This is a genomic window from Microcoleus sp. AS-A8 (assembly GCA_039962225.1).
Taxonomy (GTDB): Bacteria; Cyanobacteriota; Cyanobacteriia; order Cyanobacteriales; family Coleofasciculaceae; genus Allocoleopsis.
In genome coordinates, this window is the sequence record JAMPKV010000003.1 from 120,633 (window position 1) to 143,224 (window position 22,592).

Here is a 22,592-nt window from a genome sequence, read left to right on the forward strand (position 1 = left end):
AGAACAAGCATTAAATCCCCAAAAAATAGGATACATTTGCTGTTTAATTGTCAGACATATGCGGGAGAGTACTAATTGCCATTTTGCAACTTATAAGGAAAGAATCTTATGAGCGAGAAGCCATTTAATCCCTCAGAAACCGGAGACGGAGAGAATGAAACTAACTCCGGTCTGAGCATGACTGATGTTCTGACGTTACCTGATGTTGAACAGAAAATCGTCACTTGGATCGTGCGAAAAAAAGAAGTGAGTCTGGCTGAAGTAGCCGCTTATATGGAACACGAAGAGGAAAGTATTTCCACAACACTGAATGCCCTAAAAGAGCAAGGCTTTGTGCAAGAATTGGAGGTAGAAGGAGAACGACACTACCGTCCTTGCCTTGCGCCTAAACAGAAGAGTCGGGCTTCTAAAAACCTTTGGCAAGCTCTAGATTAGAGGTATCAATCGATAGCAAAAATATGGGTTAAGTCGCCCATATCTCAGGAAATATAGTGATAATTTGCCTAGTACACCCATCACTGTGGAGGGGTTTGGGTTGTGGCGAAGAAAATTTTGCCATCTGTCTATCCGTTGATTTGGCTACAAAAGACAGTCTGTCTTAGCCAAGTGTCTGTGTGCAAGCATCGTTACAAACGAAGTTGGGCAAAAACCAGGGGATTTGTGCCCTTAATGATGGCTTTTTTAACCTCCCTAACACCGCTATGGATTTGTGCTTCTTTCTCTACATCCTCGGTTTTGGCACAAACCCCAGATGCCCAAAATTATCATGCAGATTTATTGCTGAATTTAGGGATTCGGCAACATAAAACGGGTCAATTTGCAGCGTCATTAGAGTCATTGCAGAAGGCGCTCAAACTTTATCAAAATTTGGGTGATGCTCAAGGCATTGCTCGTTGTTTCGGTAATTTGGGCGATACCTACTTTTCTATGGGGCAATACGGACAAGCTGCGGGGTTTTATCATCAGAGTTTGGTACTCAAAAAGGCAGTTGGCGATCGCACAGGTGAGGTTGAGGCGCTACTCGGTTTAAGCAAGGCTTATTTGTACTTAGGGCAAGAAGAGAGGGCAAAGAAGTTTGAGCAGCAAGCGCAAGTCATTCGGCGAGAGATTGGCAATCCCAGACGGCAAGCCGCTTTTTTGAACAATTTGGCTCTAGATTCCCAGTCACAAGGGCAATACCAAGAAGCGATCGCGTTTCATCTTCAACAACTCGCGATCGCACGGGAAACTGGCGATACAAGCTTAGCCGCTGAATCTCTGCAAAAGCTAGCACAGGCTTATGAGTTGTCGGGGCAATCCCAAAAAGCGATCGAGTTGTATCAGCAACAACTGGAGTTCGCCCAGAAATCAAATAATAATGCTTTGCAAGCTATTGCTCTAAGTCAGTTAGCAAAGGCTTACGAGTCGCTGGGACAACAACCAAAAGCGCTCGAATTGTATCAGCAACAGTTGGAAATAGCCAGGAAATCGGGTAATCCTGCTCAAGAAGCGATCGCCCTCAACCAATTAGCGATCACCTTCGAGTCTCAAGGGCAATTTTCCAAGGCGATCGAGTTATATCAACAACAATTGGAAGCAGCGAAAAAAACAAATAATCGTTTAGGAGAAGGCACAGCTTTAAACAATCTTGCACTCGCTTCCCTCAAAGCCAACAATCTCACCGAAACTCAGCCGAAACTTCTGGATGCGCTTCAAGTTTGGGACGCCATACGCTCCACACTCGGAAGTAACGATAATTATTCTGCTGAACAGACTAGAACGTATCGCTTACTACAACAAGTTCACATCGCTCAAAATCAGCCCGAAGCCGCCTTGGAAATAGCGGAACAGGGGCGAGTTAAAGAAATTGTTCAGTTACTTAATCTACGGTTATCTTCTGAACCCGTAGGAACAGGTTTAAAAGCGGCTCCTCCTCAAATTACTCTACCTACACTCCTAGAAATCAAACAAATTGCTAAGGCACAAAAGGCCACACTGGTTGAGTATTCGGTTATTTCTGATCAAGAACTATTTGTTTGGGTGATTCAGCCGTCAGGAGAAATTGCATTCCGCCGCATTAATATTAAAGAGCAAAAAACGGTCTATCCTATTTCCTCACTACAAAAGGTTGTTAACAATAGCCTGGAAGCGATCGGTGTCAAGAGTAAAAGCAGCACAAACGCAGCAGAACCAACCGATAAGACATCCCAGACTCAACTCTTGTTGCAACTCAATCAGCTACTTATTAAACCTATTGAAGACCTTTTACCCAAAGACTCCAAAGCTCATGTTATTTTTATTCCGCACCAAGAACTATTCTTCGTTCCTTTCCCGGCATTAGTCGATATTACAGGCAAATCCCTGATTGAAAAACATACAATTTTAACTTCTCCAGCGATTCAGATACTAGCCTTAACAAAAGAGCAGCGGAAACAAGTATCAGGAAATAAAGTCCTGGTAATTGGTAATCCAACGATGCCGAATATGACAGTAGGGGGAGGCGAATCATCGCAGTCTTTACCGCCCTTGTTGAGAGGAGAACAGGAATCCCTAGAAATTGCCCAATTCCTAAAAACTCAACCCCTGATTGGTAACCAAGCAACCAAAAGCGCTTTCTTAGAACAATTGCCAAACTCAAGAACGATACATTTAGCAACTTACGGATTACTGGATGACATTAAGCGTCAAGGTGTACCGGGGGGAATTGCTCTAGCACCAGCGGGTAATGATAACGGTATACTCACCGCTGCTGAAATCCTTAACTTGTACGAGCAAACTAAAGACAAAAAATCACCTTTACGGGCTGAACTCGTCGTCCTCAGTGCAGGTAACATAGGAGCTGGAAAACTCACAAGTGATGGCTTAATGGGTCTATCGATGTCGCTAATTGCTGCGGGTGTTCCTAGTATAGTGATGTCTTTTGGTTCCGCATCGGATGCCTCAACAACGGACTTAATGATTGAGTTTTATCGGCAGCTAAAGCAGACAGATGATAAAGCTCAAGCGTTGCGCCAATCCATGCTAACTACGATGAAAAAATATCCTAACTCTAGGGCATGGGCAGCATTTACATTGATGGGTGAAGCCAAATAATTGTTGTCATGCCTTAAAACCAGGCTATTAGGGTTCGCGTCAGTTTTCTATACGGAATCGGCAATCTTTAGCTTGTAGTGAATTAGGCACTGAGCAAGAAGCTGAGGACAAAGAGGAAAAATGAAGTTGAACCGGAATTGGGTTATAGCTTTTGGTTTGTACTTCTTGGTTTTGCTAACCATCATCGGTTTGGCTTATTGGGGGATTTTACCTGTCAAAGTTTCAGCTATCCCCTTTTATGACACTATCGGACACTTTATCTTATTGGGCAGTGCTTCTTACTTGGGTCATAAAGCGCTAGGGGGACAGATGATTACAATTTGGCTGTTTCCTTTTGCCCTTCCCTTAGCACCCCTTATCATTAGCGTTTTTGCCGCTGTGGATGAGAGTTTGCAAGCACTTTCGCCGCTTCGCACCAGCACTCTGTCAGACATGACGGCTAACTTAGTTGGAATCTGGGCTTTTTATGGGCTAGCCGTGTGGAAATAAGGGCATAGACGGAACTGAGGATTGCTTTCAAGGGGGTGACGACGGCTCAAGTCAAGTCGCTTTTGAACATTATGAGTATCTTGTTGGAATCTTTATAATACATCGGCTTAGCTTATCCTGTTCTTAATATTTTCTTTGCTATCACAGAAGTAGGCGAATAAAGAAATTAAGTACTTAATGAATACTTGCCTGCATTAAATTTTTTCCTAAACTCTCGAATGCGACGGGGTGGCTAATATGTCTACGCGCTATAACCAAAACCATTCTCCTCTGCAAAGAATTGTCTACACAAAAGTCAACGTCAACGGTAAAGTTCAGTTAGTGCCCTTAGAGCTGTATGCAGATGGCTCTGTGAAGCGAGCGAACTAACTCAAACTCGGTTTGACACTTGATAGCCTTTCGAGTTTCAACATTGTCCAGTAGAGATAGAAATAGAGATAGAGATATATATAGAGACGCGTGAAATGCTATAATCGCGTCTCTATTTTCTTTTGTATTAACCGGATTGAAGCAAGGCCGTGGGTGTAACGCAGACGAGGAGAGCCTCGCGCTCGTTAGTTCCCTATTGAGAAGAGAGCATTCCGACGGGCAGAGTAGAGCCTATAGTGTCACGTTGGAGCAATCTGAAAAATCGGCTAGCTTTAAGTGTCCGGATCGGATAGCCTTCATATTGTTAGTGAGAAGTGTGATGTGAGGATACTCAAGAACTGGGCTATGGTTGAGGCACCCAAACAATTTTCCGTGCTGGGTCTACCTGTTCACCTGTTAGATGACTATGACCACTGGCTAGGGACTCGTCTACACCAGAGGCTTGGCAATCATGTGGTGACCCTGAATGCAGAAATGGCAATACAGGCAGAACACAATGATGTTCTCGCTGGAATTATCCGAAAAGCAGACCTGGTGATTCCTGATGGTTCTGGGGTCATTCTTTACTTATGGCTTCAGGGTCAACGAGGGCGACGCTGTCCGGGAATTGAACTGGCTGAGTCTGTACTGCGGCAGGCTGGGGAATTAGGCAAGTCTTGCCCAGTTGTTTTCTACGGGGGTTCTCCTGGCGTTGCTCAAAAGGGCGCGAAGATTTGGCAAGACAAGCTTCCAGAACTGACGATCACAGGAATTGAACACGGTTACCTGTCACCCGAAGAAGAGCAGAAATTCAAGCAAACGCTCAAAGATCAGCAACCTGGTTTGATTTTGGTTGGCTTGGGTGTTCCTCGCCAAGAGTTGTGGATTGCCCAAAATCGCCACCTGTGCCCTCAAGCGACTTGGATTGGGGTCGGGGGTAGTTTTGATATTTGGGCGGGTATTAAAACTCGTGCGCCTGTCTGGTTGCGTGAGAATCACTTGGAATGGTTGTATCGGCTGTATCAAGAACCTTGGCGTTGGCGGCGAATGATGGCTTTGCCCCAATTTGCCCTGAAAGCGATTGGTCAACGCTTGGCTTGAACAAAATATTTGCCCAAAAATGGGGTTGGGTAGGGTTACCTGCCCACTTTTTGTATTAAGGTATTGGATTCACGATTTATTTCATTTGCGATCGCTTGTCTATGACGACCGTCTTGGGTCACCCCAGTAATAGCCCAACTCAGCACAATGTGGCTGCCAACGCCACAACCAGCCCAAATCCTGTAATGGTGAAGTTACAAGGAGTGACAAAAACTTACCCTAATGGCAGCTTAGGAGTGTTTGACCTCAGTTTAGAGGTGAAGCGAGGAGACTTTTTATTGATTACTGGCCCTTCGGGTGCGGGGAAATCAACATTGCTGAAGCTGCTTTATGGTGCGGAACAGCCTAATTCTGGGGAGGTAATCGTCGATGATTTGAATGTGGGGAAGTTAAGGGGCGATCGCTTATCGTTGCTGCGTCGTCGCATCGGTGTTGTGTTTCAAGACTATAAACTGATTCCGACACGCACTGTGTCAGAAAATATCGCCTTTGTCCTCTGGGCACAAGGCTACACCCGCAAGGAAATTCAGCGCCGTTTACCGCCAACCTTGAAGGTTGTAGGTTTGCAACACAAAGCGAACTGTTTTCCAGATGAACTCTCAGGGGGAGAGCAACAACGCGTGAGTTTGGCACGTGCGATCGTGGGGACACCTCCTGTATTGCTGGCGGATGAACCAACGGGTAACCTCGATCCCGATAATTCTCGGCAGGTATTAAATATTCTCAAGAAACTGAATGGGATGGGTGCGACGGTGATTGTAACTACTCATGATGAGCAATTGGTGCAGATGTCAAAACAGCCAGTTTTGCAGTTGCGAGAAGGGCGTTTGTATCGAAGTTTTTAAGGCAATGAGGTGGCTCGCTTAGCTGGCAAACTCAATCAGTTGGCTTAAGTCAGCTTGCTGTCATGCGATTAAGGGCAGCTATAGGCAGGACGTGAACAGATACTGGAACGAACGCCCTCTTAACTTTCTTATTGACTAAGTTAACGTTGATAGAGGCAAGATCAAGAGGCTATTAAACGTGAAGGCATCGGAAACCAAGCTCCGTGAATTGCTGGAAGGCGGTAAGCAGTTCCAAATTCCGCTCTTTCAAAGACCTTACTCATGGTCAAAGAAGGAATGGAAGGCTCTCTGGGAAGACATCATGGAGATATACCACGACAATGAAGACAACCACTTCTTGGGACCAATTGTGACTCAGGCAGTACCGGGTACACCAGATGGCATTTCTCCATTTCTTCTTATTGATGGGCAGCAACGCCTCACCACACTTTCCTTGCTTCTGGCTGCGCTACGAGAACACTTGAAAGAACAGGATTCTGAATCGGCGGCAGAATTACAAGAGCTGTATTTAATTAATAGATATAAGAAAGGTGATGCCCATTATAAAATTTTACCTACTCAGGCTGACCAAGAAGTCTATCAGAAAGTTGTTGAAGGGCAAATCAATGGAAGCACAAGCCTAATATATGAAACCTTTAAGTTTTTTGGAAATCAACTAAAAAATGGTGACATAGAGGAAGATAACTCCCCTATCGACCTAGCCAAATTTAAAAATGTGGTTTTGGAGAAGCTAACATTAGTCAGCATAACGTTGGACGACAGAGACAATCCCTATATTATTTTCGAGAGTTTAAATCATAGAGGAGCACCATTAACTCAAGCAGATTTGGTTCGTAACTACTTTTTTATGCGACTCACTAACAAAGAACAGAGGGTCGAAGTTTATGATGATATATGGTTTCCCTTACAACAGCAGTTCAAAGATAATGCAGGTGAGGATAAATACTTAAAAGAACTCACTAGAGCATTTTGGTGTTACCTCCGTAAGGAAGGAGTTGCAGTAAACCAAAACAATATTTACCAAACACTAAAATCACGTCTCGATAAAAAATCAACAGATGAAGTTCTAGCCGATCTAAAAGAATTTTCTCAATTTTCTACGTACTACATACGTATTTGTTTTCCTAATAAAGAGCCACACTCTAATTTACGGCGTTTGTTTGAACGTTTGAAAGGTTTAGACTTCAGTAATTGCCATCCATTTTTGCTAAATCTTTATAGAGATTATGCAGAAAATAAACTCTCTTTAAATCAATTTGAGCAAGCTCTGCGTTATGTAGAGTCTTTTTTTGTACGTCGCTTGTTTGCAGGTTTGACAACTAGATGGATGGACAAAATTTTTAACAACTTGTATCAAGATGTCAAGAAGCGACTGAAAGAATATAACTCTAGTGATTTTATAAGTGCATTGCGAGAGCAACTAAGTACTTGGCCAAGCACTAGCAAAGCTCAAGTGTGGCCTGACGATAACTGGTTTCGCCAAAGCATTATTGAAAATCCCGTGACTGGCAGCAGAGTCAAACTTTTTTTAGAGAGTCTGGAGAAACCCCTAACTAAGTTTCAGGTGAAAGCCGATAATCTCACTCTCGAACATATTATGCCTCAGACATTGACTAAGGAGTGGAAAGCCCTCCTGGGAACCAATGCAGAGGAAGTACACAAGCGTTGGCTTCACACATTAGGTAACTTAACTCTCACTCCCTATAACTCTGAGATGTCTAACAATCCTTTTAGTGATAAATTATCATACCTGCGAACTAGCGCCCTTACCTTGGACAATCAGTACTTTAAAAATGTGGAGACATGGAACGCAGAGGAGATTCAACGCCGTGGTGAGTATTTAGCTGACATTGCCCTTAAAGTTTGGCCTCGATAGAGAATCGATTTTGTCAGCCTTAAGAGTTTGAAAAATCTAAAGGGTTGCCTGGTTGCGATCGCGTTTCTGTATAGCTGAAGTTGGTACGATACAATCACTATTTCTCCAATCGGTTGAAGCGTGATTTCTTATTCATTGCCAAAGTCCATCTCTAGTATGTGCTGCACCTGTACGAGCAAGGGCGGTACTTTGTTTTGCACGATATCCCAGAGGGTTTCGTTTTCCAGGCTAAAGTAGGCGTGAGCCAGGACATCACGTAGTCCAGAGATTTTTCGCCACTCAATCTCTGGGTAGCGACTGCGAACTTCTGGGGGTACATTTTTGGCAGCTTCTCCAATGATTTGCAGGTTCCGCATTACGGCATCAAAGGTGCGCTCATCCGTCAAGAAATCCTCAAAAGTCATGCCTTGGGTGTAGCGTATCACCTTGGTACTGCTAGCAATAATGTCTTCCAGGTACAGGCGGATACTACGTGACAGGGATAGCCTCCTGTTCTACAGAAGGTCGAATCTGTGGCTTGAGTGTACACCTGCTCACCAAGTCTACCGATGTTCCCAAGTGGTCTTCTAGATAGAATTTCAAGTCCATGTAGCGGTCAAAGGTAACTAATCCCTCGAACTCGACTAATATATCCACATCGCTGTCTGGTCTAGCTTCATCCCGTGCTACTGAACCAAAAATTGCTAGTGATTTGACACCAAAGCTTTTTAGTGAGTCTTGATGTTGTGCCAGAATTGCCAGTACCTCATTTCGCTGCATGGTGTACCTGTAAAGCCTTCTCTTAAATTCTCACATAACTCGATGGGGAATATGGAACAGGTGAGCGATCGCACCTTCCTCTCCTCACCCCTCCCCCTCAACCAATCGCTTCTGTGGCCCAAACTCATCAGGCAACTCCTCAATACTTTTGCCAAAGACCCTACACAGCGCCTTCATTTGAGGCACAGTTAACATAGCTGGAGCTCCTCTCTCCCAACGACTAATCGTTGCTACAGCTACACCAATCCTAGTAGCTAGCTCTTGTTGAGAAAGTCCAGCTTCTTCTCGCAGTCTCTTTAATGGGGACTCATTCTCCTCTGAGCCAGATTTGTTTTTTTTTACCACAATCAGCCAACTTAATATTCTGACTTGCGACTTTGACTAGTCGATGTATAATAAGAAAGACACAAAAACAGACAGGAAATCCGGAAAGCCACCTCAAGGCTAGTTAGGTGCTTCCTTGGATATCCTTTTGGATGCCTGCTGCTATCTCAGTGTCTTACAAAAACTGCCATCTCACCACAACCTTGTAGGCGATTTCGATTGGAACGCTCATTGCGATCGCCTGTGAGGTTGCCATATCTGCCTATTGCGGAACCTGCGTACATCGCCAGAGTTGTCGCAATTCGCTCATGCCTATTTACCCAATCGGCAAACTTTGTCATTGCCAGGAGTGCCTCATGACCTACCAAACTCAACTATTTCCTTGGTGCATCATTCGCCCCCTTCCCAACATGCGACAGACTATTGTTGCCCGTTTTCGCCGTCGCTGCGATGCAGAAGCTCATTTAAGAATTCTCCGCCAGCTACTCCCCACCGCCCCCCACACCATCATCTTTGACCTCACACCCGAAACTCCAGACAAAGACAGTGAGGGGACAAAATGACGACCATCTTATTTCGCCGGATTCAGCCCGCTCAGCGATTTCGCCTCAGCCTCCGCTATATCGCCTGTTTGCTAAAAATTCCCGTCTCTGCAATTGTACGGATCGAAAGCTGGGCTTATGTTCTATTTGTCCATCGCCGCGACAAAGGCGGTCAATTCGTCAGTTACCGTACACTGAACCGATGGATGAGAACCATTACCCACATGATTCAAACCAGTCGCACCCTAGAAGAGTTAAAGCAACTAGGATTATGGATTCAACAGGAATCAGTAAACTTTGAAGACAGATATTCACCCAAGGAATTGGATTACCTGCGCCGACTCTGGGCACAACGCCGATCGCAACTCACATCCTTTTAGCAGGAGTCATTAACTAATTAGAAGACCACGGATCTCTGAATCCCGACAACTCTGAAACTTGCCGCTTTTCTTGCTGTTGCTGAATCCGTTCCAGGGTACCTGTAGGAATCGAAGCAATCAACTGACGAGTATAGTCCTTCGTTGGTTCGCGGTAAATTGTCTCCGCAGCGCCAATCTCTTCAATTTTGCCTCGGTTCATCACCATGATGCGATCGCTCATGAATTTCACCACGCTCAAGTCATGGGAAATAAAGATGTAGGTTAGACCAAACTCACCCTGCAATTCTTTCAGGAGATTGAGTACTTGCGCCTGCACCGAAACATCCAAAGCAGAAACCGATTCATCGCAGATAATAAACTTAGGATTAAGTGCCAGTGCTCTAGCAATACACACCCGTTGCCGTTGACCTCCAGAAAACTCGTGAGGATAGCGATTCATCAAGTCTGGATTTAAACCCACACGCTGCAACAGATAAGCCGCGCGATCGCGCCGTGTTTTTTTGTTGCCTCCCGCCTCATGAATTACCAATGGCTCCATCACCGTCTCCCCAATCTTCATCCGGGGGTCAAGAGAGCTAAAGGGATTTTGGAACACAATTTGCATCTCTCGCCGCAATTGGCGTAAGCGGTTGCCTTTGAGAGTGGTAATATCTCGGCCTTCAAACTCCATCTCACCACTTATCGGCTCAATTAAACGCAGTAACGTCCGAGCCAAAGTGGATTTGCCGCAACCCGATTCTCCGACTAACCCTAATGTTTCCCCTGGATAAACCTCAAATGAGATGCCATTCACCGCCATAATGTAGCGTTTAGCTTTGCCAAACATTCCCCGCACTGGAAAGCCCACCTGAAGGTCACGAACAGCAACCAGCGGAACTTGGGAAGAAGAGGATACAGAGACAGAGTGATGCTGTGACGCGGAGAGGTTGCTGGCAGAATCCCCCCTGTCCTCTTCCCCAGCGATGAGCTTAGCATCAACCGGTTTCTCTCGAATCTCCAGTTCCCCACTCGGCGTCGTCACAACCTCCATGAAATCAGAAACGGTAGGTAAGTATCGCATACGCCGCTCTAGGCGAGGACGACAAGCTAACAGACCCTTGGTATAAGGATGCTGCGGGTTCGAGAAAATTTCCCAGACCTCCCCTCTATCCACAATTTTTCCTTGATACATCACCGCCACAGAGTCGGCAATTTCTGCAATCACCCCCAAGTCGTGAGTGATAAACAGTATCGACATGCCCCGATTATCCCGCAACTCCCTGAGTAAATCGAGAATCGTTGCCTGCACGGTCACATCCAGCGCGGTAGTCGGTTCATCAGCAATTAACACATCCGGGTTACAAGAAATTGCCATGGCAATCATCACCCGTTGCAACTGACCCCCAGAAAGCTCGTGAGGATAGCGCTCTAGGATGGCCTGTTTTTGCTGATTGATGTGTCGGTAAATTTCCTTATCTCCTGGTATGGGTTGACCAGGATTTTGCTGAAGCAACTCTTCTAGATACTGCTTCTTTAATTCTTCATCGCCAGGGATGAGCTTGACCTCCTGAAGACGAGCGATTGCCTGACGCCGCGCTTCTGGCTCAGAAATATTTTGGTGTTGTCGAATGGCTTCTACAAGCTGAAATCCACAGGTATAAACCGGGTTGAGGGAAGTCATCGGTTCCTGAAAAATCATGGAAATTTTCCCACCTCGGTAGAGACGCTTGCGCTCGTCATTCAATGCCAGCAAATTCACCGCATCTGCCCCATCATCCGAGGGACGGAAATAAATTTCTCCCGCCGTAATCTTGCCTGGACTCGGCACCAAACCCATGACAGCGAGGGAGGTGACCGATTTACCAGACCCTGATTCGCCGACAATTCCCAGTGTTTGGCCTCGCTTCAGTTTGAAGTCAATTCCGTCAACCGCCAAGACCCGCTTTTCATCGGTGTGAAACTCTACTTTCAAATTGCGGACATCAAGAACATTGTCAGTCATGGCATTCAACAACAGGGAATTAAAAGCGATTGTAACAACCTGTTCCCTTTAGAAGAGGTTGATCTGGACATTTTTTTGGGGCATGGGTAATCGCTAATCGGTAATGGAAAGAATTTGCCCTTCCTTGTCGCCCATCTCCCATGCTCACGCTTAGCTCTGGTGCCACTCTTCCTCATCCCCGTCCCCCCATCTCCCACTATCCCCAGTTAGACGGCAACTACTCCTAAAGAATACGGTTCTGCCCACTGAGCGAGTCAACCTGAGAGAGATACATTGAAGGGAAGGAAGTACATAAAACTTTATAGAAGGGTGAGTTTCAGATCATCCACTTGTTAAACCGCTCGGTAAGGTGAACCCACATGTTTGAACGTTTCACAGATAGAGCCATCAAAGCTATTATGCTCGCCCAGGAAGAAGCGCGTCGCCTGGGACACAACCTCGTGGGAACCGAGCAAATTCTCTTGGGGTTGCTGGGTGAAGGCACAGGTATAGCCGCTATCGTACTCAATAATTTTGGCATTACCCTGGAATCGGCACGGGCAGAGGTCGAAAATCTAATTGGTCGCGGGTATCGAGCTGTTCCGGCAGAGCTTCCCTTTACCCCTAAAGCCAAGCGCATTTTCGATCAATCGTTCAAAGAGGCTCGTCAACTCGGACATAACTATATCGGTACGGAACATTTGTTGTTGGCCATCACCCAGGACGAAGAGGGTGTTGCTGCCAAAGTGATTGAAAACCTAGATGTTGAGTTAGGTGATGTTCGTATGGCAGTGATTAAAGCGATGGGAGAAGTCGCTGCTGCTGCTAAAGCGAGAGCTCAAGGGTCTTCGTTGTTTGGAGAAACGCCAACTAAGAAGGCGAAATTGGAAGAATTTGGCCGGAATTTGACTCAGCTAGCCTTAGAAGGCAAGCTTGACCCGGTTGTGGGTCGTGCGAAGGAAATTGAACGGGTGATTCAGATTCTCGGTCGTCGCACCAAGAATAACCCAGTGTTGATTGGGGAACCGGGAGTTGGCAAAACTGCGATCGCAGAAGGTCTGGCTCAACGTATTGTGGATAATCATGTCCCCGACCTGTTGGAAGATAAGCAAGTTTTCACCTTGGATATGGGTTCGCTGCTCTCCGGCACTCGCTATCGAGGAGACTTTGAGGAACGCCTCAAGCAAATTATGGAGGAAGTGCGTCAATCTGGGAATATTATCTTAGTCATTGACGAAATTCACACCTTGGTTGGTGCAGGGTCAACCGAAGGCGGGATGGATGCAGCGAATCTCCTCAAACCCGCTCTCGCACGAGGCGAATTGCAGTGCTTAGGAGCAACGACTCTGGACGAATATCGTAAGCACATTGAACGGGACGCGGCTTTAGAACGCCGTTTCCAACCCGTGATGGTGGGAGAACCGTCCGTCGAGGACACCATTGAGATTCTGTACGGTCTGCGCGAAGCTTACGAGCAGTTCCACAAGGTTAAAATTTCTAATCAAGCGCTGGAAGCGGCGGCTAAACTCTCTGAGCGCTATATCCAAGACCGCTTCTTGCCGGATAAGGCGATTGACCTGATTGATGAAGCGGGAAGCCGTATCCATTTAATGCATTCTGGGCCATCTCCTGCGGCAAAAGAACTGAAGCAGGAACTGCATCGGATTACCCAGAAAAAGGAAGAAGCGGTTAAGGCTCAGAATTTTGACAAAGCCTCACAAATGCGCGATCAAGAGTTAGACATTGAAGCTCAACTCCATGCGCTGATGGCAAACCAAAAGGACGCTGTCATCATTCCTACGGTAACAGAGGAAGACATCGCCCAAATTGTCGCCTCTTGGACTGGCATACCCGTCAACAAGCTCACTGAATCGGAATCAGCGCTGTTATTGCACCTGGAAGACACCCTACATCAGCGCCTAGTGGGTCAAGAGGAAGCTGTTGTGGCGGTTTCCCGTGCAATTCGCCGAGCCAGAGTTGGATTAAAGAATCCCAATCGACCGATCGCCAGTTTTATCTTCTCTGGCCCCACCGGTGTTGGCAAGACTGAACTCGCCAAAGCGCTAGCCGCTTACTTCTTCGGTTCAGAAGAAGCGATGATTCGGCTGGATATGTCGGAATTCATGGAATCCCACACCGTCTCCAAGCTGATTGGTTCTCCTCCGGGATATGTCGGGTATGACGAAGGCGGTCAACTCACGGAAGCGGTTCGACGCAAGCCTTATACGGTGTTGCTGTTCGACGAAATCGAAAAAGCTCACCCGGATGTCTTCAACATGTTGTTGCAATTGTTGGATGATGGTCGCTTGACCGATGCTCAAGGTCGCACGGTGGACTTTAAAAACACTTTGATTATCATGACCTCTAACGTCGGGTCGAAGGTGATTGAAAAAGGTGGTAGTAGCTTCGGTTTTGAATCCTCCGGCAATGAAGCAGAGTCTCGATACCTCCGCATCCGGGATAAGGTGAATGAAGACCTGAAAGGTTACTTCCGTCCTGAGTTCCTCAATCGCCTGGATGAGATTATTGTCTTCCGTCAGTTGACCAGGGATGAGGTGAAGCAAATCGCTGACCTTATGCTGCGGGATATCTCCATACGCCTGCTTGAGCAAGGTATCGCGCTGGAAGTCACGGAACGCTTCAAAGACCGCTTGGTGAGTGAAGGTTACGACCCTAGCTATGGTGCCAGACCGTTACGTCGAGCCATTATGCGCCTGTTGGAAGATAGCCTAGCTGAGGCGATGCTATCGGGTCAGGTGCAGGAGGGCGATACGGCTGTTATTGATGTCGATGAGAATGGTCAGGTGAAAGTATTACAAAGTCAGCCACAAGAGTTGTTGCTCCAAGGCGTTGGTTAATACTTATCCAATCGGTCTGCTGCGTTATGAATTGAATATCCGCTCTCAATGTAGGCAACGACGGGAGCGGATATTGTTTTTTTACGCAGAGGTCGCAACTATTTCCCAGAACATGGATTCAGTGGATATCACCCCATAAGAAACAGGACTGATACCGATTTCCTAAATCGTTGCTACAGATACTTTTCTTGTTCCCCCCTTGATAAGGGGGGCTAGCCGGAGCTTTAGTGAGGAGGTCAATTTGTAGCGCTATTTTATGAAATTGGTATGAGTTGTGGTCAGGTGGGGTCTTTACTTGTTAGGAATTCCAAAGAAACATTTCATTGACCAAAGAAACATTACGATTGAAGAAAATAACTTGTGAATCTTTATATTTTGAGCTATTAATTTTATATTGGCCTTTCCGGCTCTTTTTTAATTATTGGGTTCGTCGGGAAAGCATTTTGTCAAAAAAGTTATTGCATAAGAGGTTTTGATGGTCGCACATCTGAATCAGTTAGAGCGTGTTTCTGAGAAGCTCCAAAAAACACTAGAGCGGGAAGCCCGTAATCCTTCAACAGATAGAAGAGATGAAGTAGCAACCTTACTCAATTCTCAGCGCTTGGTATCGTATTACAATGCCTGCGTCTGGTGGAACGGATGCTACTATTGCAAGGATGATACGGGTTCTTGGTACTGCGTTAAATGTTGTTTCTTTTAGCCACTTTAGTCGATTGAAGACTCAGCGAAGACGGACGAAGTCTATCGCTGTTTTCCTCTAGGGTGGCAAGATCCATCCTACAAATTTTGGATAAAACTTGCCTGAAGCTGATCTTTCTCGCTCTCTGTTTACCGTGAATTTCTGCTCAAAGTATTGATGAGATAGCTTCACGCTTGAGCCATGGCTAATGATTAAAAACTTAATAATCAAGAGCTGAAAAACTTGAAAAAAAGTGCAATACAGGTGTAATATAAAAGATACTCTCTAATGTGGGTAGCCTAATCCGGTCTGGTCAATGTAATCCTTTCAGTAGTCGAACGCCAGATTCAGAGCGGAGGAACCAAATATTGGGGCGAGTCTTATTTGATAAGAGAGACACCTTCCAGTCTTAGCCCGTCAGCTAACTCCGTAGGCAATGGGAGGAGTACCATCGACACCAGCTTTTTTAAGCCGTAGTCCTTGAAGTCTCCTTAGCAAAGGTCACTGTAATACAAGTGACAAAAAATTTCTATTGGCTGACCCACTTCGTAAACCGTTACAGATTAGTGGAGGTTAGGATGATGATTTACAGACAATGGAATCTATTCACCAGACAAGAAGGGAATTATATTGCCGTTGACTTCACTGACCCGGACGGGAAATTATATAGTGAACCCTTTTGTTTTTACACTCTTGATGAGGCTTTATATTACGGAAAATTGTGCATTGATCGATTCATTCGCGCCAAAATGTTGCAGCCTAAAGAAACTTAATTCTATTTAAGAAAGGGCTTCACCTATCTATCGGCTTCACGGTTGAATTTTTGAGAAAACGAACCTATCTTGACTAGAGAAACCAGGCTTGGTTTCGGGTGATTAAGTCAAGCCTATCGATGATTCATTGATTTTGCTCCCACTAGGTTGACAAGACCTAATAACCCTAACGGGCTACAACGCGATTGCACATAAGAGGCGATGTGCGATCGCTTTCTCTTTTACAGTTGAGAAGATTGTCGATTCGGGTTAGACAAATCAGTGCGTGCATCCAAACTAACGGCACCAGCTCCAGCGTAGTATACCATCAGTAATCCACCAATCAGTCCTAAATTTTTCAGAAAATTGGTCATCTCCTTTGGATCAGCCAAAAAGTTATGAAACACGAAGGTAGTAGGAACCAAGAACAGGATTAACAAAATCACTCCCCAACGGACTTTGTAACCGAGTAGTAGGGATATACCACCTAATATTTGAAAAACAATATTGCCCATGAGCAACAAAGCAGGCAGCGGTAAACCTCTAGCCGCCATCATCTGCTGGGTGTCAGCAAAGGCGAAGATTTTGCCTATACCAGAGTGCAGGAAGATTAAAGACAGACAAATCCGGGCGGCAAGTGGAATGTAATTCATGTCAAATCACCTTGATTCAGAGGAAGAATAAAGTCAGGATTAACAACAAGAATCAGTCAAAAGTCAAAACTGATTACAGTGGTAGTTATCTTATGTTCGGTTTCGATCCAGGCTGATTTCATCGATAGCAGCAAAGGGTGAAGATTGAGACACCCCTAATGTCGGTTTGGGAAGAATTAAGCGTACAAAGCGATCGCCCAATAGGTAATCACAAACCCAACTCATGATCACTAGCAGGCTGTTGCGTAAGCCAGGGAGAAAATAGATATGGATACCTAGCCAGAGAAACCAGCCAGGAAAGCCCATTAAGGTCAGCTTATCAGTTTGCGCGACACCTGCATTGCGTGCAATAATTGCCGCCCGACCTTTGTCCTTGTAGCGAAAGGGTTGAGGGGATAGTCCCCGCAACTGCCGCTTGATATTATTTGCAACAGATTCCCCTTGTTGGATAGCGGCAGGGGCGACGGCTGGCAGATGTTGTCCCTTGTACTGTACATCAGCCACATCACCGATCGCATACACCTGTGGCTGATTTGGCAACTGAAGAGTTGGGAGAACGGCAACTTTCCCCTTGGCAGATGGGAACAGTTCCCCAGTGGGAGGGGGTGGAGACGCCTCTACACCGGCTGTCCAGATCATCGTCTCCGCCAAGATAACCGTACCATCTTGGAGATGTACCGTCTTGGGAGTAACTTGGCTAACTTTGGCCTGTAGGTGAACTTTAACCCCTCTGGTTCGTAGCTGCTTTTGCGTATAGTCCCCCAGGCGCTGGGGGAACTCGGCGAGTAAGCGATCGCCTGATTGCAAAAGTATCACGCGCACCTGCTGCAAATCTAGTGTTGGATAATCTTTGACCAGAGGGCCATGAATCAGCTCAATTAAGGCACCCGCTAATTCTACGCCCGTTGGGCCACCCCCCACAATTACAAACGTGAGAAGCTGCTGGCGTTGCGTTGGATCTTTTTCCCTTACGGCTTGCTCGAAGCAGGAGAAAATGTGGTTGCGTAACGCTACGGCTTCTTCCAAAGTTTTCATCGACAAGGTGTACTCTCTCGCACCCGGTACTCCGAGATACTGGGATTTACTTCCTGTAGCCAGAATCAAGAAGTCGTAAGAAATTGCAGAGTCGTCGGTTTCCACAACTTGACCTGCAAAATCAATTTGCTTCACCTCAGCCATCACGAAACGAGCATTCGGTATCCGCCGCAATATTCGGCGTACCGGGTAGGCAATTTGTTCCGGTTCCAGTTCCGCTACGGCTACCTGATAGAGCAGAGGAATAAAGGTATGGTAGTTGTTGCGGTCAATCAGCAGGATTTCGACTCCAGAACGAGCCAGCAACCGCGCTGCCTTTAAGCCACCAAAACCAGCTCCGACAATGACGACGCGAGGGCTTCCGGACACCGTCATGGGTTTTGTTAAGAGTTATTTACAAAGATTGTGATGGCTTAGGAATTTCTATTGCATCTACCAAAAGAAGGAGAATGTTGAGTGTTCTAGTTTTATTCTTGATCCAGGTTAAATTTCTCCATTAGGAGAAGACACCCTATTCCCATGATTAAAGTTATCAGTTGCAACGAATCCAATCCTTTTGTCCATCAGGCTTAGACATTTCCAGATGATGGTGAGGCGCAATATTTTTCAACATTTACCTTGTAGAATTAGGGCGGCATTGATGGGGAATTGAAGTGGAATGCAAAATACAGCTGAATACATTTGCGCCTACTGTGGCGAACCGAATTTAACTTTTGTTGATCTGAGTGCGGGTGGACAGCAGTCCTATGTTGAGGATTGTCAGGTTTGTTGCCGTCCGAATATTTTGTATGTGCGGATTGATGAAGACACTCTCGATATAGAAATTGATAGTGAATATGAAGGTTGACCAAGAAGAGGATGAGGAGGTGGGGGGTAGGAACGGAAAGAAATTGACATCCTGGTCAATTGCACCATCTCACTGCTTAAATTACAGATATCAGCACACCTAACCCAACTTAGATCATGGTTCATCAGGAGCAAATTAATCTTTCCACAAATCGTCATGGGGACATGCATGACATTACTGACAAGGTCAATTCTATTGTCAAGAAATCAGGCATTAAAACAGGGATGGCTCACGTCTTTAATATTGGTAGTACGGCATCTATTGGTACTATCGAGTTTGAGCCAGGACTGCAACAGGACTTACCGGAAATCTTAAATAAGCTGATTCCACCGAGTCGAGAATACGGACATGAGCAGATGTGGCACGATGGTAACGGACACTCTCACCTGCAAGCGACTTGGTTGGGGCCTTCGCTAACTGTACCTGTGAAGAATGGCAAGCTAGAGTTAGGAACTTGGCAACAAATTTTTCACTTGGAATGTGATATTAAGCCACGTCAACGAGATATTGTTGTGACGATTTATGGGGAATAGTAGCGTTTGGGGTAGGATGCGATTCCCTACGAGATAGCTATTCTGCGAGAACCTGGGTTAAAACTTGCTATTAACTAACAGCCACGGGTCGATCTAGTGGTTAATTCAGCCTCTATCTCGTTCTTTTTAACCTCGCAATTCGTAAGGTGGAATTTCCCACTCACGTTGGCTAGCAAGAATTGCCAGCCGTTCTAGAAGTTTTCGGAAAACTGATTTGTTTTGATACTGTGGAGTTGGCTCAATTTGATGAGCAATGCCTTTAGCTATGGAGGAGATTTGCGATCGCTGATCAATCCCGCCGCGTCTGGACAAGCATTACCTGGAATCAAAGCCGTCACGTTTGCTCACAACCATGATATTGCTAAGGGACAAATTGGGTACAAATTGCCTACCCCTCAAGACATCAAGTTGGCAAACGCCTATATCCTAGCTCGTCAGGAAGGCTTTCCCATTGTGTATACAGATGATGCAAAGGATGCTATTACTAAAGCAGGTGTCTTCTTTCATCAAAAACTCATAGGAGAAGCCCAATATTTCCGTAACGGTAATGAAATTGCCCAAGGCGCAGACAACCCCAATATTCTATTTATTGAACGTGGTAATAAGGGTTTTGCCATCATTAATAAAGCTGGAGAATCCTTTGATGTAAAAGTGGCTAAAATGCCCGGTCTGCAAATTGGATGCTACAAAGAAGTACGCTATAAGTTTACAATGGCGGTGGGCAAGGGCGATGACCAACAGAAATATATAACGAGCTGGGGTACAAAGCAGCGAGGTGGGATTCAGATCGGGCCACGAAATGCCCTCTTCTTCGTGTCTACCTCCGCAAATGAATGCCAATAAAATTAATCGAGGAGAATATAAAAGTGGTTAAAATCGTAGGCCGCAAATTCCTAGGAATTCAAACCGTCTATGACATTGGGGTTGAGCGCGATCATAACTTCCTTATAGCAAATGGCTTAGTGGCTTCTAATTGCTTCAACAAATCCCACTCAACGGCTTATGGTTACGTAACCTATCAAACCGCTTATCTTAAAGCCAATTATCCCGTTGAATATATGGCAGCACTACTAACAGGTAGTAGTGGAAACCAGGACAAAGTGCAGAAATATATTGCCACCTGTTCCAAAATGGGTATTGATGTATTGAAACCGGATATCAATCATTCTGAAATCGATTTCACACCTGTATCTCGTAAAATTTTATTTGGACTGTCGGCAATACGGAATTTAGGACAGGGGGCGATTGAATGTATCTTAAATGCGCGTGAGGAAGGTGGAGCGTTTCAATCGGTGGCAGATTTTTGCGATCGCGTTGATTTACGCACTGTTAACCGCCGCGCTTTAGAAGCCTTAATTTACTGCGGTGCCTTTGATAGCCTTTCATCTAATCGCAAGCAATTGATTGAATATTTAGATATTGTGATTAGTTGGGCACAAGACCGTGCTAAAGACAGAGATAGTGGTCAAACTACCATTTTCGATCTCTTAGGAAGCACAAACGGTAGCAAAAATTCCAAAAATGGAGCTTTAGAATCGGCACCCAAACCGCCTGATATTGCGGATTATTCTCCACAAGAAAAGCTCCGTTTAGAAAAAGAATTACTCGGTTTTTATGTATCTGACCATCCTCTAAAATCAGCTCTCCAAGCCACTAAAGTTTTATCACCCATTAGCCTCTCAGATTTAGCTGAACATGGGAAACGAACGACCATTAGTGTTATTGTCATGCTCACTGAGATTAAGCCGATTGTTACCAAAAAAGGCGATCGCATGGCCATTGTCCAGATGGAAGATTTGAGCGGACAAGTGGATGGCGTTGTCTTCCCCGCTACTTACGAACGCATCGAGAACTTCATCAAACCTGATACCCGTCTGATTGTTTGGGGCAAGGTAGATAAGCGAGAAGATCAAACCCAAATGATTATTGAAGATGCCGAGTTAATTGAAACCGCACCCATGGTGATTGTGGAACTGCCACCGCAACGCGTCACTACCAGTGAACTCAATCAACTCAAATCGATTTTGCAAGCCCACTCAGGTCAAAAAAATCAAGCCAAAGTCCCTGTGTTGGCAACAGTAGCTGTGCCTAATCATCAACAATTCGTGCGCTTTAATGCTAAATACTGGGTACACGATTGTAATACAGCCGTTGCCGCCTTGAAGAGAGCCGGATTTTCCGCTCGTACTTCTGCACTTGTTGGTAACTGAAGCTTAACCCTATTAAGTATTTGTAAAATATTGCCTCCTTCACAAGGGGTAGGCAATGTCTACTCTACTTTATGTTTGAGTTGGAGGCTTCTTAGGATTAGTAGACCCTAAAAAGTGAGATTTTAACTCTTCCAGTTCGTGATCAATTTCACTTTTGGCGGCTTGCGAACTGGGAGACGAAACTGGCGGCGAGGCTGGTTTTTGACTTGGACTTTTGGCAGCCGGAGTACCCAAAAACTGAGACTTGAGTTCGGCTAAGTCTGCATCAATCGCTCCACTGGATTTCGCCACAGCAGGCGGGGATTGTAAAGGTGTTGCTACAGGTGTAGTCGGCTTCTGCTGCTTGACTACCACCGCTTGGGGTGCGGGTGCCTGAGGATTCAAATCTTTGAGAACCTCAGCCGCCGATTGATAGCGTTGGTTGATGGCACTTTCCACCATTTTGTCCAAGAGACGACCGAGAGCAGGGTTGACGGGACTTTTGATGACCTTCCGCCACACCCAAGCATTCTCATTAGGGTCAAACAGGTCAAAGGGATGCATCCCCGTCAACAAATGGATGCATGTGACACCGAGACCATAGATATCACTGGCAAAAACGGCTCTGCCGAAGTTTTGTTCGGGTGCCGCAAACCCCGCCGAACCGATGGCTGTCCCCGTTTTGCCCAAGGCTGTACCCGTAACCACCTTCGAGGCTCCAAAATCCACGAGAACCAGTTGGCTGTCGCGGCGGCGGCGAATAATGTTTTCCGGCTTGATGTCCCGATGAATAACGTGATGTTGATGGACAAATTGCAACACAGGCAACAAATACCTGAGGAGCGAACGGATTTGAGCTTCGTTGAAAGTTCCACCACCAGTTAGTTCTTGAGCTAAATCTTTCCCATCGATAAACTCTTGCACCAAATACTGTTGGCTATCTTGGGAAAAATACGCCAGCAGTTCCGGAATCTGGGGATGTTTGCCCAATTCATCCAGCCGTACTGCCTCTTGAGTGAATAACTCGGCTGCCTTTTGCACCGTATTCGTGCCTTGTGCTTGGGGGAAAAACTGCTTGATCACGCAACGCGGGTGGGAGGGTTTATCTTCATCCACCGCTAAGAACGTTTTGCCAAAGCCTCCTTGCCCAAGCGGTTCTATCGCTCGGTAACGGTCTTTGAGCAATAACTTTGACCCACAAGTCCGACAAAAGTTTGTTCCTGCTGGATTCTGGGGCACTGGGCAGGCGTGATTAAGACAGTAGTTCATGCTGATCAATACTTGGGCATGTATCTCTATTTTGCCTGACTTAAAGGGTATCTTGCCTGATGCAGAAGTAGCAGCTTCAGA

Annotated in this window: 23 protein-coding genes, 1 pseudogene and 1 riboswitch; of the genes and pseudogenes, 16 read left to right on the forward strand and 8 right to left on the reverse strand. The window is 45.8% G+C overall.

The features are described 5' to 3' along the window. Positions 1–108 precede the first annotated feature (108 nt). From NDI48_06040 to NDI48_06065, 6 genes are all read left to right on the forward strand, one after another. On the forward strand, positions 109–435 hold the full coding sequence (locus tag NDI48_06040) for a BlaI/MecI/CopY family transcriptional regulator (GenBank protein MEP0830769.1): 327 nt from the start codon (positions 109–111) through the stop codon (positions 433–435). Positions 436–537: 102 nt separating this feature from the next. After that, positions 538–3,072, forward strand: coding sequence for a CHAT domain-containing protein (locus NDI48_06045; protein ID MEP0830770.1), 2,535 nt, complete (start codon positions 538–540; stop codon positions 3,070–3,072). A 120-nt stretch (positions 3,073–3,192) separates the two neighbouring features. After that, entirely contained in the window at positions 3,193–3,561 is a 369-nt protein-coding gene (locus NDI48_06050; protein ID MEP0830771.1) for a hypothetical protein, read from the forward strand. 714 nt (positions 3,562–4,275) lie between these two features. Continuing rightward, positions 4,276–5,010: a WecB/TagA/CpsF family glycosyltransferase gene (locus tag NDI48_06055; protein MEP0830772.1), complete on the forward strand. Its 735-nt coding sequence runs from the start codon at positions 4,276–4,278 to the stop codon at positions 5,008–5,010. 101 nt (positions 5,011–5,111) lie between these two features. Next, entirely contained in the window at positions 5,112–5,855 is a 744-nt protein-coding gene (gene ftsE / locus NDI48_06060) for a cell division ATP-binding protein FtsE (protein ID MEP0830773.1), read from the forward strand. Positions 5,856–6,033: 178 nt separating this feature from the next. Further along, complete coding sequence (locus tag NDI48_06065; protein MEP0830774.1) at positions 6,034–7,731, forward strand: DUF262 domain-containing HNH endonuclease family protein; 1,698 nt, start codon at positions 6,034–6,036, stop codon at positions 7,729–7,731. 128 nt (positions 7,732–7,859) lie between these two features. Here the strand turns inward: NDI48_06065 and NDI48_06070 are convergent, their stop codons facing one another. Both NDI48_06070 and NDI48_06075 read right to left on the reverse strand, forming a co-directional pair. Continuing rightward, entirely contained in the window at positions 7,860–8,156 is a 297-nt protein-coding gene (locus NDI48_06070) for a DUF86 domain-containing protein (protein ID MEP0830775.1), read from the reverse strand. Positions 8,157–8,199: 43 nt separating this feature from the next. After that, complete coding sequence (locus NDI48_06075) at positions 8,200–8,490, reverse strand: nucleotidyltransferase family protein (protein ID MEP0830776.1); 291 nt, start codon at positions 8,488–8,490, stop codon at positions 8,200–8,202. A gap of 42 nt (positions 8,491–8,532) precedes the next feature. Here NDI48_06075 and NDI48_06080 point away from each other — a divergent pair, with 42 nt between their 5' ends. After that, positions 8,533–8,682 (forward strand): hypothetical protein, encoded by a 150-nt coding sequence (locus NDI48_06080; protein MEP0830777.1) that lies wholly within the window; start codon positions 8,533–8,535, stop codon positions 8,680–8,682. On the opposite strand, the pseudogene NDI48_06085 reads toward NDI48_06080, so the two are convergent. Then, positions 8,683–8,835 (reverse strand): annotated as a pseudogene (locus NDI48_06085) (helix-turn-helix domain-containing protein). It abuts the gene before it with no gap. A gap of 146 nt (positions 8,836–8,981) precedes the next feature. Beyond that, the gene (locus tag NDI48_06090) at positions 8,982–9,155 is read right to left on the reverse strand and encodes a hypothetical protein (protein ID MEP0830778.1); all 174 of its coding nucleotides are present in this window, start codon (positions 9,153–9,155) and stop codon (positions 8,982–8,984) included. A 15-nt stretch (positions 9,156–9,170) separates the two neighbouring features. Between NDI48_06090 and NDI48_06095 the strand changes: the two genes are divergently transcribed. After that, positions 9,171–9,377: a hypothetical protein gene (locus NDI48_06095; protein MEP0830779.1), complete on the forward strand. Its 207-nt coding sequence runs from the start codon at positions 9,171–9,173 to the stop codon at positions 9,375–9,377. Then, positions 9,374–9,736 carry a hypothetical protein gene (locus NDI48_06100; protein MEP0830780.1) on the forward strand — a complete coding sequence of 121 codons (363 nt, stop codon included), beginning with the start codon at positions 9,374–9,376 and terminating at the stop codon, positions 9,734–9,736. Before NDI48_06095 ends, NDI48_06100 begins: the two co-directional genes overlap by 4 nt. A gap of 13 nt (positions 9,737–9,749) precedes the next feature. On the opposite strand, the gene NDI48_06105 is transcribed toward NDI48_06100, so the two are convergent. Continuing rightward, the gene (locus tag NDI48_06105) at positions 9,750–11,717 is read right to left on the reverse strand and encodes an ABC transporter ATP-binding protein (GenBank protein ID MEP0830781.1); all 1,968 of its coding nucleotides are present in this window, start codon (positions 11,715–11,717) and stop codon (positions 9,750–9,752) included. Positions 11,718–12,076: 359 nt separating this feature from the next. On the opposite strand from NDI48_06105, the gene NDI48_06110 reads away from it, so the two are divergent. From NDI48_06110 to NDI48_06120, 3 genes are all read left to right on the forward strand, one after another. Then, complete coding sequence (locus tag NDI48_06110; GenBank protein ID MEP0830782.1) at positions 12,077–14,554, forward strand: ATP-dependent Clp protease ATP-binding subunit; 2,478 nt, start codon at positions 12,077–12,079, stop codon at positions 14,552–14,554. Positions 14,555–15,029: 475 nt separating this feature from the next. Beyond that, positions 15,030–15,254, forward strand: a complete 225-nt coding sequence (locus NDI48_06115; protein MEP0830783.1) for a hypothetical protein — start codon at positions 15,030–15,032, stop codon at positions 15,252–15,254. Positions 15,255–15,562: 308 nt separating this feature from the next. Then, positions 15,563–15,684: riboswitch (cyclic di-AMP (ydaO/yuaA leader) on the forward strand. A 127-nt stretch (positions 15,685–15,811) separates the two neighbouring features. Then, positions 15,812–16,006 (forward strand): hypothetical protein, encoded by a 195-nt coding sequence (locus NDI48_06120; GenBank protein MEP0830784.1) that lies wholly within the window; start codon positions 15,812–15,814, stop codon positions 16,004–16,006. Between the two features lie 221 nt (positions 16,007–16,227). Here NDI48_06120 and NDI48_06125 read toward each other — a convergent pair whose 3' ends face one another. Then, positions 16,228–16,638, reverse strand: coding sequence for a DoxX family protein (locus tag NDI48_06125; protein ID MEP0830785.1), 411 nt, complete (start codon positions 16,636–16,638; stop codon positions 16,228–16,230). Between the two features lie 90 nt (positions 16,639–16,728). Next, positions 16,729–18,048 carry an NAD(P)/FAD-dependent oxidoreductase gene (locus tag NDI48_06130; GenBank protein MEP0830786.1) on the reverse strand — a complete coding sequence of 440 codons (1,320 nt, stop codon included), beginning with the start codon at positions 18,046–18,048 and terminating at the stop codon, positions 16,729–16,731. Positions 18,049–18,331: 283 nt separating this feature from the next. On the opposite strand from NDI48_06130, the gene NDI48_06135 reads away from it, so the two are divergent. The 4 genes from NDI48_06135 (at position 18,332) to NDI48_06150 (ending at position 21,263) form a co-directional block, all read left to right on the forward strand. Further along, the gene (locus NDI48_06135) at positions 18,332–18,520 is read left to right on the forward strand and encodes a CPXCG motif-containing cysteine-rich protein (GenBank protein ID MEP0830787.1); all 189 of its coding nucleotides are present in this window, start codon (positions 18,332–18,334) and stop codon (positions 18,518–18,520) included. 116 nt (positions 18,521–18,636) lie between these two features. Continuing rightward, positions 18,637–19,053 (forward strand): secondary thiamine-phosphate synthase enzyme YjbQ, encoded by a 417-nt coding sequence (locus tag NDI48_06140; protein ID MEP0830788.1) that lies wholly within the window; start codon positions 18,637–18,639, stop codon positions 19,051–19,053. A 246-nt stretch (positions 19,054–19,299) separates the two neighbouring features. Beyond that, a complete protein-coding gene (locus tag NDI48_06145; protein MEP0830789.1) occupies positions 19,300–19,896 on the forward strand; it encodes a hypothetical protein in 597 nt (198 codons plus the stop codon). 23 nt (positions 19,897–19,919) lie between these two features. Then, positions 19,920–21,263 (forward strand): OB-fold nucleic acid binding domain-containing protein, encoded by a 1,344-nt coding sequence (locus tag NDI48_06150; protein MEP0830790.1) that lies wholly within the window; start codon positions 19,920–19,922, stop codon positions 21,261–21,263. Positions 21,264–21,332: 69 nt separating this feature from the next. On the opposite strand, the gene NDI48_06155 is transcribed toward NDI48_06150, so the two are convergent. After that, a complete protein-coding gene (locus tag NDI48_06155; GenBank protein ID MEP0830791.1) occupies positions 21,333–22,511 on the reverse strand; it encodes a serine/threonine protein kinase in 1,179 nt (392 codons plus the stop codon). Positions 22,512–22,592: the final 81 nt, after the last annotated feature.

Bases quoted from the DNA above. Each gene is read 5' to 3' on its own strand.
- NDI48_06040 (MEP0830769.1), top strand. From the start codon at position 109: ATGAGCGAGAAGCCATTTAATCCCTCAGAAACCGGAGACGGAGAGAAT.
- NDI48_06050 (MEP0830771.1), top strand. From the start codon at position 3,193: ATGAAGTTGAACCGGAATTGGGTTATAGCTTTTGGTTTGTACTTCTTG.
- NDI48_06055 (MEP0830772.1), top strand. From the start codon at position 4,276: ATGGTTGAGGCACCCAAACAATTTTCCGTGCTGGGTCTACCTGTTCAC.
- ftsE (MEP0830773.1), top strand. From the start codon at position 5,112: ATGACGACCGTCTTGGGTCACCCCAGTAATAGCCCAACTCAGCACAAT.
- NDI48_06075 (MEP0830776.1), bottom strand. From the start codon at position 8,490: ATGCAGCGAAATGAGGTACTGGCAATTCTGGCACAACATCAAGACTCA.
- NDI48_06080 (MEP0830777.1), top strand. From the start codon at position 8,533: ATGGGGAATATGGAACAGGTGAGCGATCGCACCTTCCTCTCCTCACCC.
- NDI48_06090 (MEP0830778.1), bottom strand. From the start codon at position 9,155: ATGACAAAGTTTGCCGATTGGGTAAATAGGCATGAGCGAATTGCGACA.
- NDI48_06095 (MEP0830779.1), top strand. From the start codon at position 9,171: ATGACCTACCAAACTCAACTATTTCCTTGGTGCATCATTCGCCCCCTT.
- NDI48_06100 (MEP0830780.1), top strand. From the start codon at position 9,374: ATGACGACCATCTTATTTCGCCGGATTCAGCCCGCTCAGCGATTTCGC.
- NDI48_06105 (MEP0830781.1), bottom strand. From the start codon at position 11,717: ATGACTGACAATGTTCTTGATGTCCGCAATTTGAAAGTAGAGTTTCAC.
- NDI48_06110 (MEP0830782.1), top strand. From the start codon at position 12,077: ATGTTTGAACGTTTCACAGATAGAGCCATCAAAGCTATTATGCTCGCC.
- NDI48_06115 (MEP0830783.1), top strand. From the start codon at position 15,030: ATGGTCGCACATCTGAATCAGTTAGAGCGTGTTTCTGAGAAGCTCCAA.
- NDI48_06120 (MEP0830784.1), top strand. From the start codon at position 15,812: ATGATGATTTACAGACAATGGAATCTATTCACCAGACAAGAAGGGAAT.
- NDI48_06125 (MEP0830785.1), bottom strand. From the start codon at position 16,638: ATGAATTACATTCCACTTGCCGCCCGGATTTGTCTGTCTTTAATCTTC.
- NDI48_06130 (MEP0830786.1), bottom strand. From the start codon at position 18,048: ATGACGGTGTCCGGAAGCCCTCGCGTCGTCATTGTCGGAGCTGGTTTT.
- NDI48_06135 (MEP0830787.1), top strand. From the start codon at position 18,332: ATGCAAAATACAGCTGAATACATTTGCGCCTACTGTGGCGAACCGAAT.
- NDI48_06140 (MEP0830788.1), top strand. From the start codon at position 18,637: ATGGTTCATCAGGAGCAAATTAATCTTTCCACAAATCGTCATGGGGAC.
- NDI48_06145 (MEP0830789.1), top strand. From the start codon at position 19,300: ATGAGCAATGCCTTTAGCTATGGAGGAGATTTGCGATCGCTGATCAAT.
- NDI48_06155 (MEP0830791.1), bottom strand. From the start codon at position 22,511: ATGAACTACTGTCTTAATCACGCCTGCCCAGTGCCCCAGAATCCAGCA.